This window comes from Allobrachymonas wangyanguii, assembly GCF_045055315.1.
Taxonomy (GTDB): Bacteria; Pseudomonadota; Gammaproteobacteria; order Burkholderiales; family Burkholderiaceae_C; genus Brachymonas; species Brachymonas wangyanguii.
The window spans coordinates 1,524,252-1,537,433 of record NZ_CP173677.1 but is presented as its reverse complement, the minus strand read 5'-3'; the positions used below and the strand labels follow the sequence as shown (position 1 = coordinate 1,537,433).

Here is a 13,182-nt window from a genome sequence, read left to right as displayed (position 1 = left end):
GCTAAATGACCTCAACAAGTCATTTTGCGCCTGCTATTACTCGGGAACATAAGGATATTCCCTAGAGAAGTAAGTTGCATGACGCATGTCAAGATGCGCCAGAGTGTTGTCTGTATACAAAAAAAAGCCACTCCGGCTGGAGTGGCTTGACTGGCGTGATGCGATCAGATCACCTGGGCGATGCTGTTGCAGACATGGCCGATGTTCTGGCTGTTGAGTGCCGCCACGCACATGCGGCCAGTGTCGGTGCCGTAGACGCCAAACTCGTTGCGCAGGCGTACCATCTGGTCCTTGTTCAGGCCGGAGTAGCTGAACATGCCGACCTGGGTGGTGATGAAGGACACGTCCTGCTGTACGCCGGCGGCTTTCAGGCCGTCAACCAGCGCCTGGCGCATCTGCTTGATGCGTACGCGCATTTCACCCAGCTCCTTTTCCCACAGGGCGCGCAGTTCCGGGTCATTCAGCACGATGGCGACGACGCTGCCGCCGTGCGTCGGCGGGTTGCTGTAGTTGGTGCGGATCACGATCTTGAGCTGGCTCATGACGCGGGCGGCTTCTTCCTTGCTGGCGCTGACCACGCTCAGGGCACCAACGCGCTCGCCGTACAGGCTGAAGCTCTTGCTGAAGGAGGTAGAGACGAAGAACTGCAGGCCGGCCGCAACGAACTTGCCGATCACGGCGCCATCTTCGGCAATGCCGGCACCAAAGCCCTGGTAGGCCATGTCGAGGAAGGCGACCAGGTTCTTGTTCTTGACCACGTCAACCACCTGATCCCACTGGGCGGCGGTCAGGTCGTAGCCGGTCGGGTTGTGGCAGCAGGCGTGCAGCACCACGACGGTGCCGGCGGGTGCGGCGTTCAGGCTGGCCAGCATGCCGTCAAAGTTGATGCCACGCTTGTCGGCATCGTAGTAGGCATAGGTCTCGACGGTGAAGCCGGCATTGGTGAACAGGGCGCGGTGGTTTTCCCAGCTCGGATCGCTGATCAGCACCTTGGCATCGGGATTGAGCTTTTTCAGGAAGTCGGCGCCGATCTTCAAGCCGCCGGTACCGCCCAGGGCCTGCACGGTGGAGACACGGCCGCTTTGCACGACTTCGCTGTCGGCACCGAAAACCAGGCCCTTGACCGCGCTGTCATAGGCGGCCAGGCCGTCGATCGGCAGGTAGCCGCGCGCGGCCTTTTTTTCCATCAGGCGCTGTTCGGCGATCTGCACGCATTCCAGCAGCGGCAGCTTGCCGTTGTCGTCAAAGTACACGCCCACGCCCAGATTCGTCTTGCTGGGGTTGGTGTCGGCGCCAAATTGTTCGTTCAGGCCCAGGATCGGATCGCGCGGGGCCATTTCGACGGCGGAAAAAAGGGACATGGTTTACCTCTGGTGGATGAAAAGTGCCGTGGTGTGCAGGCAAAACGGGTGTGCCGGGCAGGCCGTTTCAGCCAGCGGCAGACACAACATTCCATTGTAGGGCGTGGCGCCGGCATGGAGATGAATTTCTTTGCGCTGGCTGGAGCGCCGGCCATGCTTTACATTGCTGGTTTCGTCCCCATCTGCCGTGCCATGCCTGTTTCTCCCAAGCCCGATCTGCCCGACGCCAATACGGCACAAGCGCCCCAGGGCAGCTTTGTGTCCTATCCCGATTCCCCGTTCCAGCTGTTCCAGCCCTATCCGCCGGCGGGTGACCAGCCGACGGCGATTGCCGGCCTGGTGGAAGGGGTCCGTGATGGCGAGGCCTACCAGACGCTGCTGGGCGTGACAGGCTCCGGCAAGACCTACACCATGGCCAACGTGATCGCCCAGCTCGGCCGGCCGGCGATCGTGTTTGCGCCGAACAAGACGCTGGCGGCGCAGCTCTATAGCGAGTTCCGCGAGTTCTTTCCGAAGAATGCGGTGGAATATTTCGTCAGCTATTACGACTACTACCAGCCCGAAGCCTATGTGCCGCAGCGCGACCTGTTCATCGAGAAGGACAGCGCGATCAACGAGCATATCGAGCAGATGCGACTGAGCTGCACCAAGAGCCTGCTGGAGCGGCGTGACGTGGTGATCGTGGCCACCGTGTCGGCGATCTACGGTATCGGCAAGCCGGAAAGCTACCACCGCATGATCATGACGCTGCGCGAGGGCGATACCTACAGCCAGCGCGAGGTAATCGCGCAGCTGGTGCGCATGCAGTACCAGCGCAACGAGATGGAGTTCACGCGCGGCAAGTTCCGCGTGCGCGGCGACACCATCGACGTGTTTCCGGCGGAGCACAGCGAACTGGCCCTGCGCATCGAATTGTTTGACGACGAGATCGAGACGCTGCAGCTGTTCGATCCGCTCACCGGCAAGGTGCGCCAGCGGCTGGCACGCTTTACCGTCTACCCGAGCAGCCATTACGTGACGCCGCGCGAGCAGGTGCTGGCGGCAGTCGAAACCATCAAGGAAGAGCTGAAGGAGCGGCTCGCCTTCTTTTATGAAGAGGGCAAGCTGGTGGAAGCGCAGCGGCTGGAGCAGCGCACCCGCTTTGATCTGGAAATGCTGTCCGAAGTGGGGCACTGCAAGGGCATTGAGAACTACTCGCGCCACCTGGCCGGTACTGCGCCGGGCGAGGCACCGTCCACGCTGACCGATTACCTGCCGCCCGACAGCCTGATGTTCCTGGACGAGAGCCACAACATGATCGGCCAGCTCGGCGGCATGTACAACGGTGACCGTTCGCGCAAGCAGACCCTGGTCGATTACGGCTTCCGGCTACCGAGCGCGCTGGACAATCGGCCGCTCAAGTTCGAGGAATTCGAAGGCAAGATGCGCCAGGTGGTGTTTGTCTCGGCCACGCCGGCCGATTACGAGAAAACCCATTCCGGCCAGGTGGTGGAGCAGGTGGTGCGCCCGACCGGCCTGGTGGACCCGGAAGTGGAAGTGCGGCCTGCCACGCACCAGGTCGATGACGTGCTGCAGGAAATCCGCCTGCGCGTGGAGCAGGGCGATCGCGTGCTGATTACCACGCTGACCAAGCGCATGGCCGAGCAGCTGACCGATTACCTGGCCGAGAACGGCGTGCGCGTGCGCTACCTGCACAGCGATATCGATACGGTGGAACGGGTGGAGATCCTGCGCGACCTGCGGCTGGGCGAGTTTGACGTGCTGGTCGGTATCAACCTGCTGCGGGAAGGCCTGGATATTCCCGAGGTCTCCCTGGTGGCGATCCTGGACGCCGACAAGGAAGGCTTCCTGCGCTCTGAACGCAGCCTGATCCAGACCATTGGCCGCGCCGCGCGCAACGTCAACGGCAAGGCAATCCTGTATGCCGACCGCATTACCGACAGCATGCAGCGCGCCATGTCGGAAACCGGCCGCCGCCGAGAGAAGCAGCTGGCGCACAACCTGGAGCATGGCATCACGCCGCGCAGTGTGGTGAAGAAGGTACGCGACCTGATCGATGGCGTCTATAGCGAGAAGGCGAGCAAGGCGGCACAGCAGCAGGAATTGCAGCGCGCCTATGTCGAGGACGTCAGCGAAAAGGATTTGTCCAAGGAAATCAAGCGTCTGGAGAAGCAGATGCTGGAGCACGCGAAGAATCTGGAGTTCGAGCAGGCGGCGCGTACGCGCGATCAGCTGGCGGCCTTGCGCGAGCGTGTGCTGGGCGGAGCAGCACGCGACAGTGTGATTTGAAATTTTTATCGTTTCCATCAGGCAAAACCATCCCTTTGTCCTAGTGGGATGTATGGTTATCTGCTATACTCGACACAATTACTCGGGATATCGACCTTCCCGGGTCCTTTCAAGGAACGATTGAAGAGGTACCAGACCATGCGACTCACGACCAAGGGACGCTTCGCCGTTACTGCCATGATCGACCTGGCCCTGCGCCAGTCCAGTGGCCCGGTAACGCTGGCCGCGATCAGCCAGCGCCAGCAAATTTCGCTGTCCTATCTGGAACAGCTGTTTGGCAAGCTGCGTCGCCACGAACTGGTGGAATCCACCCGTGGCCCGGGCGGCGGCTATTCGCTGGCGCGCAAGGCGCAGGACATCACGGTGGCCGACATCGTGGTGTCGGTAGACGAACAGCTCGACGCCACCAGCTGCGGCGGCAAGAGCAATTGCCGCGGTGAACATACCGGTCCGTGCATGACCCACGACCTGTGGACCAGCCTGAACGAGCGCATGCTCGACTTCCTGCGCTCGGTCAGCCTGCAGAAGCTGGTGGACGAGCAGATCGCCAGGGGAGTGCAGGTCGAGGACAAGCCGATCATCAAGCGCGCGATTTCCAGCACGCCGGTGATCAAGCCGCTGCGCGTCAACGCACCCAACTCGGTGTTCGCTTTGGGCACCACCCCGATTTCCAAGTAAACCATCCAACAGATCTAGACCCATCATGAGCAAGCAATACCCGATCTATCTGGACTACGCCGCGACCACCCCGGTTGATCCCCGTGTGGCCGAGGCCATGATCCCTTGGCTGGCCGAGCACTACGGCAACCCGGCGTCGCGCAGCCACGCCTGGGGCTGGGAAGCCGAAGACGCGGTGGACAACGCCCGCGAGCAGGTCGCTGCGCTGATCAACGCCGATGCGCGTGAAATCATCTGGACCAGCGGCGCTACCGAATCCGACAACCTGGCGATCAAGGGCGCGGCCCAGTTCTACAAGAGCCGCGGCAAGCACCTGATCACGGTCAAGACCGAACACAAGGCGGTGCTGGACACCATGCGCGAGCTGGAGCGCCAGGGCTTTGAGGTGACCTATCTGGACGTGCAGGAAAACGGCCTGATCGACCTGGACGTGCTGAAGGCGGCAATCCGCCCCGACACCATCCTGATCAGCGTGATGTTCGTGAACAACGAGATCGGCGTGATCCAGGACATCCAGGCCATCGGCACGCTGTGCCGCGAGAAGGGCATCGTGTTCCATGTGGACGCGGCCCAGGCCACCGGCAAGACGCCGATTGATGTGCAGACCATGCCGATCGACCTGATGAGCCTGGCCTCGCACAAGGTCTACGGCCCCAAGGGCATTGGCGCGCTGTACGTGCGTCGCAAGCCGCGCATCCGCCTGGAAGCGCAGATGCACGGTGGCGGCCACGAACGCGGCATGCGCAGCGGCACGCTGGCCACGCACCAGATCGTCGGCATGGGCGAGGCCTACCGCCTGGCCAAGGCCGAGATGGAGCAGGATCGCGAACACGCCAACAAGCTGTACCAGCGCCTGCTGACCGGCCTGAGCAAGATTGACCAGTCCTTCGTCAACGGTGACACGCCGAACCGCATCCCGCACATCCTGAACATGAGCTTCAACTTCGTCGAAGGCGAATCGCTGATGATGGGCGTGAAGTCGCTGGCGGTGTCCAGTGGCTCGGCCTGTACCAGCGCCAGCCTGGAGCCCAGCTATGTGCTGCGCGCCCTGGGTCGCAGCGACGAACTGGCCCATAGCAGCCTGCGCATGTCCTTTGGCCGCTTCACCACCGAAGCCGACGTGGATCACGCGATTGCCGAGATCACCGAGAACGTGGCCAAGCTGCGCGAGCTGAGCCCGCTGTGGGAAATGTTCCTGGATGGCGTCGACATGGACGCCATCGAATGGGCGGCGCACTGATGACCGCCCGGCGCGCCACTCCCTGGCTGCTGGCCGGCGCTCTGGCCGTCAGCATGCTGCCGCTGCAGGCGCAGGCCTCCACCCAGGTGGCCTGCCTGCTGATGGGGCAGGTCAAGGAGGTGCGCGCACAACCGCTGTCCGAGCTGGTGGTGCGGTTCCAGATCCAGGGCGTGCGTGACGACAACACGCAGCGCAACGATGTGGAATGCCGCAAGCAGTTCAAGGCTGGTGACAGCCTGTGGGCCAGCCTGAACCTGAACAAGCTGCCCCAGACACTGGCCTACAAGTCCGGTGACCGGATCTGGATGAGCTATCGCTACGGGGACGATCGTAGCGGCAGTGTCTGGCGCAAGTACGAAGCAATATCGTCCACGCAATACATGGAGAAAAGAAATGGCATACAGTGACAAGGTCGTTGACCACTACGAAAACCCCCGCAACGTTGGCTCTTTTGACAAGGGCGACGAATCCGTCGGTACCGGCATGGTGGGCGCACCGGCCTGTGGCGACGTCATGAAGCTGCAGATCAAGGTCAACCCGCAGACCGGCGTGATCGAGGATGCACGCTTCAAGACCTATGGTTGTGGCTCCGCCATCGCCAGCAGCTCGCTGGTGACCGAATGGGTCAAGGGCAAGACGCTGGACGAGGCCGCTGCGCTGAAGAACAGCCAGATTGCCGAAGAGCTGGAGCTGCCGCCGGTCAAGGTGCACTGCTCCATCCTGGCGGAAGACGCCATCAAGGCCGCCGTCAACGACTACAAGCAGAAGCACCAGGCCTGAGCGTGCCCGGCTGAACGCAGGTGCCGGCTGGCACCTGCTCGCAAGGAATTTCCGACATGGCAATTACGATGACAGAAGCGGCGGCACGACATGTCAACCGTTCGCTCAGCAAGCGTGGCAAGGGCGTGGGTGTGCGCCTGGGCATCAAGACGACTGGCTGTTCCGGCCTGGCCTATACGCTGGAGTACGTGGACGAGCCTGCTAGCGAGGACGTGATCTTCGAGCAGCACGGCGTCAAGGTACTGGTCGATCCCAAGAGCCTGGCCTATATCGATGGCACCGAGCTCGATTACGTGCGCGAAGGCCTGAACGAAGGCTTCAAGTTCCTCAATCCGCGGGAACGCGATCGCTGCGGTTGCGGCGAAAGCTTCCGCGTCTGATTCACCATGCAGGCCCGGGCCACCGTGTCGGTGACGCTGGACAACGAGGCGGAGATCCTGGCGATCAACCGCTGGTTCCGTCGCTGGGGGCCCAGCCTGCACTGTTCTGACAACCAGGGCTGTGGCTGCTGCGTGGATGTCTGGCAGGTCGAGGCTCCACTCGAAGCCTTTGATGACCTGCCGGCACCGATGCGCAGCCGGCCGGTCGTGAGCGAGCATCCATGATCAATCTGCAATCTACCGATTTCGAGCTGCTGAACGTGCCGACGCAGTTTTCCCAGGATCTGGCCCAGCTGGACAATGCCCGAAAGGCCTTGCTGCGCGAGGTCCATCCGGACCGCTTTGTCGCCGAAGGGCCGGCCATGCAGCGCATGGCCATGCAATGGGCGGTGCGCATCAACGAGGCCTACCAGCGCCTGAAGGATCCGCTCGAGCGTGGTGCCTACCTGTGCGAGCTCAACGGCGAACCGATCCAGGCCGAGAGCAATACCGCGATGCCGCCGGATTTCCTGGTGCAGCAGATGGAATGGCGCGAGGCGCTGGAAGAGGCCAAGGACGCCCCGGCCCTGCAGGCACTGGCAGACGACGTGCAGCAGCAGCGCCAGATTGCCGAAGCCGCGATTACCGAGGCCATCGACCAGCAGCAGGACTATGTGGCAGCCAGCACCTGGGTGCGCAAGCTGATGTTCATCCACAAGTTTGCACAGGAGGTGCGACAGCACCAGCTGCGCCAGGCCGGCTGATACGCCGCTATCGCCCATTACAGCCTGCCAGACACTTCTTGGACAATACGCAATACGGATACTTGGCGCAGACTCGCTGGCCTGCGCATTTTTTCTGATCTATGGCACTCCTACAAATTTCCGAACCGGGCCAGTCGCCCAACCCGCACGAACGCCGCATTGCTGTCGGCATCGACCTGGGCACCACGCATTCGCTGGTGGCATCGCTGCGCCATGGCAACGCCGAATGCCTGCCCGATGCCGATGGCAAGCTGCTGCTGCCGTCGGCCGTGCGCTACCTGGACAATGGCGGCCGCCAGATCGGCTACCAGGCGCTGGAGCATCTGGCCGATGACCCGCACAACACGATTGTCTCGGTCAAGCGCTTCATGGGCCGCAGCCTGAACGATATCCGCGCCAGCTATGGCGATGCACTGCACTACGCGCTCGATGCCGACGATGCCGACAAGGGTATGGTGCGCATCCAGACGCGCGCCGGTGACAAGTCGCCGGTCGAGGTCAGCGCCGAGATCCTGGCCACGCTGCGTTATCGTGCCGAAGATACTTTTGACGACGACCTGTATGGTGCGGTGATCACCGTGCCCGCGTATTTTGACGATGCCCAGCGTCAGGCGACCAAGGATGCCGCGCAAATGGCTGGCATCAATGTGCTGCGCCTGATCAACGAACCCACAGCCGCCGCGATTGCCTACGGTCTGGACAATGCCAGCGAAGGCGTCTACGCGGTGTTTGACCTGGGCGGTGGCACGTTTGACATTTCCATCCTGCGCCTGACGCAGGGCGTGTTCGAAGTGATTGCCACCAATGGCGATTCCGCCCTGGGCGGTGACGACTACGACCGCACACTGTCGCAACTCGCGCAGCAACGCGCCAGCATCAGCGCCGTCACGGCTGAAGATCAGGCGGCGCTGCAGCTGGCGGCACGTGCCTGCAAGCACGGCCTGACTGAAGCTGACAGTGCCCGTTTCGAGGTTACGCTGACGACCGGCCAGATTGCGCTGGTCATCACGCGCCAGGACTTTGCCGATGCCACCGCTGAGCTGACCAGACGCGCCCTGCAGGTGACGCGCCAGGCGCTGCACGATGCCCAGCTGCTGCCGGCAGAAGTGCAGGGCGTGGTCATGGTGGGCGGCTCGACCCGCATGCCGGTGATCCGCCAGGCCGTGAAAGATTTTTTTGGCAGCGAGCCGCTGACCGACCTGAATCCCGACGAGGTCGTGGCGCTGGGTGCAGCGATCCAGGCCAACCAGCTGGCTGGCAACAGCCGTGAGGGCGACATCCTGCTGCTGGACGTGATTCCGCTCTCGCTCGGCATCGAGACCATGGGCGGCCTGGTGGAGCGCATCATCCCGCGCAACCAGACGATTCCGGTCGCCATGGCACAGGATTTCACCACCTATCAGGACGGCCAGACCGCGATGAGCCTGCACGTAGTGCAGGGCGAGCGCGACATGGTGGACGACTGCCGCAGCCTGGCGCGCTTCACGCTGCGCGGCATCCCGCCGATGTCGGCCGGTGCGGCGCGCATCCGCGTCACCTTTACCGTGGATGCCGATGGCCTGCTGAATGTCAGCGCCAGCGAGCAGACCAGCGGCGTGCAGGCGCAGATCGAGGTCAAACCCAGCTATGGCCTGGACGATGCCACCATCACCACCATGCTGCAGGACAGCTTTGCCACGGCCGAGCAGGACATGGCGGCACGTGCGCTGGCTGAGGCCCGCGTCGATGCCGACCGCATGATCCTGGCCACGCACAGCGCGCTGAAGGCAGACGGTGATCTGCTGACGGACGATGAGCGCCAGCAGATCGACGTGCTGATCGCACAACTGGACACCACCCGCCAGAGTACGGACCCGGCTGCCATCGAGGCGGCTACCAAGACCCTGGCTACCGGCACCGAAGCCTTTGCTGCCATGCGCATGAACCGCGGCATCCAGCAGGCGCTTTCCGGCAAGAACATCGAGACTATGTGATATGGCAACCATCAAGATCCTTCCCCATCCCGAGTACTGCCCCGAGGGCGCAGAAATCCAGGTGCCGTTTGGCACCACCATCTGCCAGGGCCTGCTCGACAACGACATCAATCTCGACCACGCTTGTGACATGAGCTGCGCCTGCACCACCTGCCACGTGGTGGTGCGCCAGGGCTTCAACAGCCTGAACGAGATGGACGAGTGCGAAGAAGACATGCTGGACCGCGCCTGGGGCCTGGAGCCCGATTCGCGCCTGTCCTGCCAGGCCATGGTCGGCCAGCAGGACCTGGTGGTGGAGATTCCCAAGTACTCCATCAACCACGCCAAGGAAAACCACTGAGCGGACGGGCAGCATGCGCCAGATCATTCTCGATACTGAAACCACCGGCCTGGAAGTCAGCGACGGCAACCGCATCATCGAGATCGGTTGCGTGGAGCTGCTGAACCGCCAGTTGACCGGCAACAACCTGCACCTGTACATCAACCCGGAGCGCGAGAGCGAGGAGGGCGCGCTGCGCGTGCACGGCCTGACGACCGAGTTCCTGCGCGACAAGCCGCGCTTTGCCGAGATCGTGCAGCAGTTCCTGGACTATGTGCAGGGTGCCGAGGTGATCATCCACAACGCGGCGTTTGACGTGCGCTTTCTGGATTACGAACTGAGCCTGCTGCAGCGCCAGGAAGGTTTTCGCAGCCATGTGGCGAACGTGATCGATTCGCTGGCGCTGGCCAAGGAGCAGTTTCCGGGCAAGCGCAACTCGCTGGATGCGCTGTGCGACCGCTTTGGCATCGACAACTCCAACCGCACGCTGCACGGCGCCTTGCTGGACGCGGAGCTGCTGGCCGACGTCTACATCAGCCTGACGCGTGGTCAGGAAACCCTGGTGATGTACGCCGAGCAGGCCGATGACACGGGCACTGGTACCGCCGTGGCGCAGGTGGACCTGAGCCAGATCGTGCTGCCGGTGCTGCGCGCCAACGCCGCCGAGCAGGATGCGCACGTGGCCATGCTGGCGGTACTGGACAAGGCCAGTGGCGGCAACACGATCTGGAAAAAAAGTTCAGACGACCTGCAGAACACCTGAAAGTTGTGCCATAATCATGGCTTAAGCGGTTGACGAGCACCAGTTCTTCAACCGCTCACCAGACAAAGGGTGTTTAGCTCAGTGGTAGAGCACTGCCTTCACACGGCAGGGGTCAGTGGTTCGAACCCACTATCACCCACCAAAAAACAATAATAAAAACAGGCACTTACGGGAAACCGTAGGTGCCTTTTTCGTTGCGGGGGTAATAGAGGGGTGTAGTCTCTGCAGATAAGATGGCTCACCGGCTTTCATTTGCCCTCCTTCAGAGACAACCTTCATGAACCAAATCGAACCGCCCGAATCCCCTGACCAGCCCCCCAAGAAGAAATCCAGCCCCTGGAACTGGATTCTCACCGCCATCGGCATCATCCTGGCAATCCAGATCCTTGGCCCGGTGGCTGGCTTGGCCGCGATCGTGGTCTATGTGGTGGTGGCTAAATCAAAGCTGGGCCGCTTCTGGGCCACGGTGCTGGCTATCATCACCGGCGTGCTGGTACTGGCAGCTCTGATGCAGTTCCTGGGGATAGGCCCAGGTGTTGCAGGTTGAACAAGGGCGGCAGCCTACAAAATTAAAACTAAAGATTGGATTCATTCACGAAAATAGGGATTGTGATCTACAATGATTGTTGTCTAAAGTTCTCAGGAAGACAACATGAAGCACCACCTTTCCCTACTTCTCATGCTTAGTATTGGCCTGAGTGCCTGTACAAGCATCGTCACGGGCCATCGTCAGATCGATTCGGCGGCAGCAGCCGATTTGGCAGTCCAGTCTGCACAGATCCGCGCCGCTGAGCGACAGGAACGCGCCGAATTCCGTCAGGAAGAGCGCGAATCCCTGATGGATCAGGCTGATGCGATCCAGCGTGCCACCGGCGGCAATGCTGCCGCATATCTCATCTACTGATGTAGCAGGGGGAATGCGATGAAATACCATCTGATTGCCGCTGCCATACTGGTCAGCCTGCTGACAGCCTGCGCCACGGACAATACTGTGAGCAGCTACGCCACCGGTGACGATACTGCAGCCGTCAAGCAGGGACGCAACCGCAGCGTGGCACAACTGTCCGAAAGCGAATTGCGCCAGCACCGTCGCCAGCGCAGCAATGCTGTGGAGGAACTGGCGCTGGATACCGTCAAACGTCGCGCCAAGACTGAGGAAGTGCAGGACACACTGAACACTGCCAACCGGGCGCTGGAAACCGTCAATGGCGTAATAGGCACCATCCGCAACCTGCGCTGGGGCTTCTGAACCTGAGGGCAGGACCTCAGAACACCCCCATCGCCAGCCCCGCCGCCATCGCCTCTCCCAGCTCCCGACAGCGCTCCAGCTCTTCCACCGGAATCTGCTTGGGCGCCAGGATCTGTTCCGGCTCCTGCGCATGGGTGCAGACGATGATCGGTTCGGCGACCGGCTTGAGCCGCCAGCCGGTGGCAATGCGCGCAATCTGCTGTGCCGCATTGCTACCATCGCTGCCAGCGCAAATCAGCGTGGCATAGGGCCGGCCCTGGATGCGGTCCAGCGCCGGGTAGTAGCAGCGGTCAAAGAAATCCTTCAGCATGCCGCTCATGCTGGCCAGGTTTTCCGGCGTGGCAAACACCAGGCCGTCGGCTTGCAGCACATCGTCGGGTTGGGTAGCGGCAGCGTGTTGCAGGCGTACCTGCACTTCGCCTGCCGCGCTGGCGCCAGCCTGAAAGGCCTGTGCCATCTGCAGCGTGCCGCCAGTCAGACTGTGGTAGACGATCAGCAGGGTGGGCATGGGCATAAGTGCTTCCGTCAACGCACAGCCCACGGCACACGTGGCGCCACCAGCGGTGGCCCGTCAAAGCCGTCCACCTGGCCAAAACGGCCGTTGGCGCTTTCCCAATCCTGCTGTGCCTGGGCAATCGCTTCGCGGCTGTAGCCGACAAAGTTCCACCAGATCGTCGGCGTGGACGGCAGCGGCTCGCCGCCAATCAGCAGGGCGCGCGTGCCGGCCGGCAGTTGCAACTGGAGACTGTCCTGGCCGGGCGGCAGGTAGAGCAGCTCATCGGCGTCCAGCGCCTCGCCATTGACCTTGGCCGGGCCGGTCAGCGGCATCAGGCCGTATTCAAAATCGCGTTCCAGCGGCAGCCGCAGCGCCACGTCTTGCTGCGCCAGCAGGTCCACACCCAGCAGCGGAGAATGTATCTCCACCGGCGAGGTGTAGCCCAGCCAGTCACCCACCAGCAGTGTCTGTTCCAGACCGCCCTGGCGCCAGCGTGGCAGTTCCGGATAGTGTTGGAAATCGGGTTCCATGTGCGACAGCGCTTCCGGCAGCGCAATCCACAACTGCGCCGTGTCCAGGCGCGTCTCGCCCGGAGCCGATTCTTCCGTGTGGCTGATGCCGTGGCCGGAGGTCATCAGGTTGACCTGACCGGGCCGGATCATCTGCACATGGCCCAGGCTGTCGCGGTGCAGCACCTGGCCTTCGAGCATCCAGGTAAAGGTCTGCAGGCCGATATGCGGGTGCGGGCCGACGCGCAGGCCCTGGCCGGGCGCGAAAGTCGCCGGACCGGCATGGTCCAGAAAGCACCAGGCGCCAATCGTGCGCTGCAGGCGCGAGGGCAGGGTGCGCGCCACGGCCATGCCGTCGCCGATCTCGGCCTTGCGCGGGGGAATGCGTTGCGGGGTTTGCAT

At 62.4% G+C, this 13,182-nt stretch carries 17 protein-coding genes and 1 tRNA gene; 15 read left to right on the top strand and 3 right to left on the bottom strand.

Features of this window, described 5'->3' with window-relative positions; all coding sequences use genetic code 11:
* Window positions 1–164: 164 nt before the first annotated feature.
* Window positions 165–1,361 (bottom strand): amino acid aminotransferase, encoded by a 1,197-nt coding sequence (locus tag ACI3EV_RS07435; RefSeq protein ID WP_337691348.1) that lies wholly within the window; start codon window positions 1,359–1,361, stop codon window positions 165–167.
* A gap of 192 nt (window positions 1,362–1,553) precedes the next feature.
* Between ACI3EV_RS07435 and uvrB the strand changes: the two genes are divergently transcribed.
* From uvrB to ACI3EV_RS07360, 15 genes are all read left to right on the top strand, one after another.
* Window positions 1,554–3,650 carry an excinuclease ABC subunit UvrB gene (gene uvrB, locus ACI3EV_RS07430; protein ID WP_337691390.1) on the top strand — a complete coding sequence of 699 codons (2,097 nt, stop codon included), beginning with the start codon at window positions 1,554–1,556 and terminating at the stop codon, window positions 3,648–3,650.
* 138 nt (window positions 3,651–3,788) lie between these two features.
* A complete protein-coding gene (locus ACI3EV_RS07425; RefSeq protein ID WP_329770361.1) occupies window positions 3,789–4,328 on the top strand; it encodes a Fe-S cluster assembly transcription factor in 540 nt (179 codons plus the stop codon).
* 25 nt (window positions 4,329–4,353) lie between these two features.
* Window positions 4,354–5,568, top strand: coding sequence for an IscS subfamily cysteine desulfurase (locus tag ACI3EV_RS07420; RefSeq protein ID WP_329770362.1), 1,215 nt, complete (start codon window positions 4,354–4,356; stop codon window positions 5,566–5,568).
* Complete coding sequence (locus ACI3EV_RS07415; RefSeq protein ID WP_329770363.1) at window positions 5,568–5,975, top strand: hypothetical protein; 408 nt, start codon at window positions 5,568–5,570, stop codon at window positions 5,973–5,975. Before ACI3EV_RS07420 ends, ACI3EV_RS07415 begins: the two co-directional genes overlap by 1 nt.
* Window positions 5,962–6,348, top strand: a complete 387-nt coding sequence (iscU, locus tag ACI3EV_RS07410) for a Fe-S cluster assembly scaffold IscU (RefSeq protein WP_329770364.1) — start codon at window positions 5,962–5,964, stop codon at window positions 6,346–6,348. Before ACI3EV_RS07415 ends, iscU begins: the two co-directional genes overlap by 14 nt.
* 56 nt (window positions 6,349–6,404) lie before the next feature.
* Complete coding sequence (gene iscA, locus ACI3EV_RS07405) at window positions 6,405–6,728, top strand: iron-sulfur cluster assembly protein IscA (RefSeq protein ID WP_329770365.1); 324 nt, start codon at window positions 6,405–6,407, stop codon at window positions 6,726–6,728.
* Window positions 6,729–6,734: 6 nt separating this feature from the next.
* Entirely contained in the window at window positions 6,735–6,953 is a 219-nt protein-coding gene (locus tag ACI3EV_RS07400; RefSeq protein ID WP_329770366.1) for a hypothetical protein, read from the top strand.
* Window positions 6,953–7,471 (top strand): Fe-S protein assembly co-chaperone HscB, encoded by a 519-nt coding sequence (hscB, locus tag ACI3EV_RS07395; RefSeq protein WP_329770575.1) that lies wholly within the window; start codon window positions 6,953–6,955, stop codon window positions 7,469–7,471. The genes ACI3EV_RS07400 and hscB overlap by 1 nt, the downstream gene beginning before the upstream one ends.
* Before the next feature lie 101 nt (window positions 7,472–7,572).
* Window positions 7,573–9,444, top strand: a complete 1,872-nt coding sequence (gene hscA / locus ACI3EV_RS07390; protein ID WP_337691342.1) for a Fe-S protein assembly chaperone HscA — start codon at window positions 7,573–7,575, stop codon at window positions 9,442–9,444.
* 1 nt (window position 9,445) lies between these two features.
* Window positions 9,446–9,784, top strand: a complete 339-nt coding sequence (gene fdx / locus ACI3EV_RS07385) for an ISC system 2Fe-2S type ferredoxin (protein WP_329770368.1) — start codon at window positions 9,446–9,448, stop codon at window positions 9,782–9,784.
* Between the two features lie 13 nt (window positions 9,785–9,797).
* Window positions 9,798–10,526 carry a DNA polymerase III subunit epsilon gene (gene dnaQ / locus ACI3EV_RS07380; RefSeq protein ID WP_329770369.1) on the top strand — a complete coding sequence of 243 codons (729 nt, stop codon included), beginning with the start codon at window positions 9,798–9,800 and terminating at the stop codon, window positions 10,524–10,526.
* Between the two features lie 67 nt (window positions 10,527–10,593).
* Window positions 10,594–10,668 (top strand) — tRNA-Val (locus ACI3EV_RS07375).
* Between the two features lie 135 nt (window positions 10,669–10,803).
* Window positions 10,804–11,073 (top strand): hypothetical protein, encoded by a 270-nt coding sequence (locus ACI3EV_RS07370; protein ID WP_337691339.1) that lies wholly within the window; start codon window positions 10,804–10,806, stop codon window positions 11,071–11,073.
* Between the two features lie 105 nt (window positions 11,074–11,178).
* On the top strand, window positions 11,179–11,430 hold the full coding sequence (locus ACI3EV_RS07365) for a hypothetical protein (protein ID WP_337691337.1): 252 nt from the start codon (window positions 11,179–11,181) through the stop codon (window positions 11,428–11,430).
* An 18-nt stretch (window positions 11,431–11,448) separates the two neighbouring features.
* Window positions 11,449–11,775, top strand: a complete 327-nt coding sequence (locus tag ACI3EV_RS07360) for an NGK_0946 family protein (protein ID WP_329771601.1) — start codon at window positions 11,449–11,451, stop codon at window positions 11,773–11,775.
* Between the two features lie 16 nt (window positions 11,776–11,791).
* Here ACI3EV_RS07360 and ACI3EV_RS07355 read toward each other — a convergent pair whose 3' ends face one another.
* Both ACI3EV_RS07355 and ACI3EV_RS07350 read right to left on the bottom strand, forming a co-directional pair.
* Entirely contained in the window at window positions 11,792–12,289 is a 498-nt protein-coding gene (locus tag ACI3EV_RS07355; RefSeq protein ID WP_329771600.1) for an NAD(P)H-dependent oxidoreductase, read from the bottom strand.
* An 11-nt stretch (window positions 12,290–12,300) separates the two neighbouring features.
* Window positions 12,301–13,182: a pirin family protein gene (locus ACI3EV_RS07350; RefSeq protein WP_329771599.1), complete on the bottom strand. Its 882-nt coding sequence runs from the start codon at window positions 13,180–13,182 to the stop codon at window positions 12,301–12,303.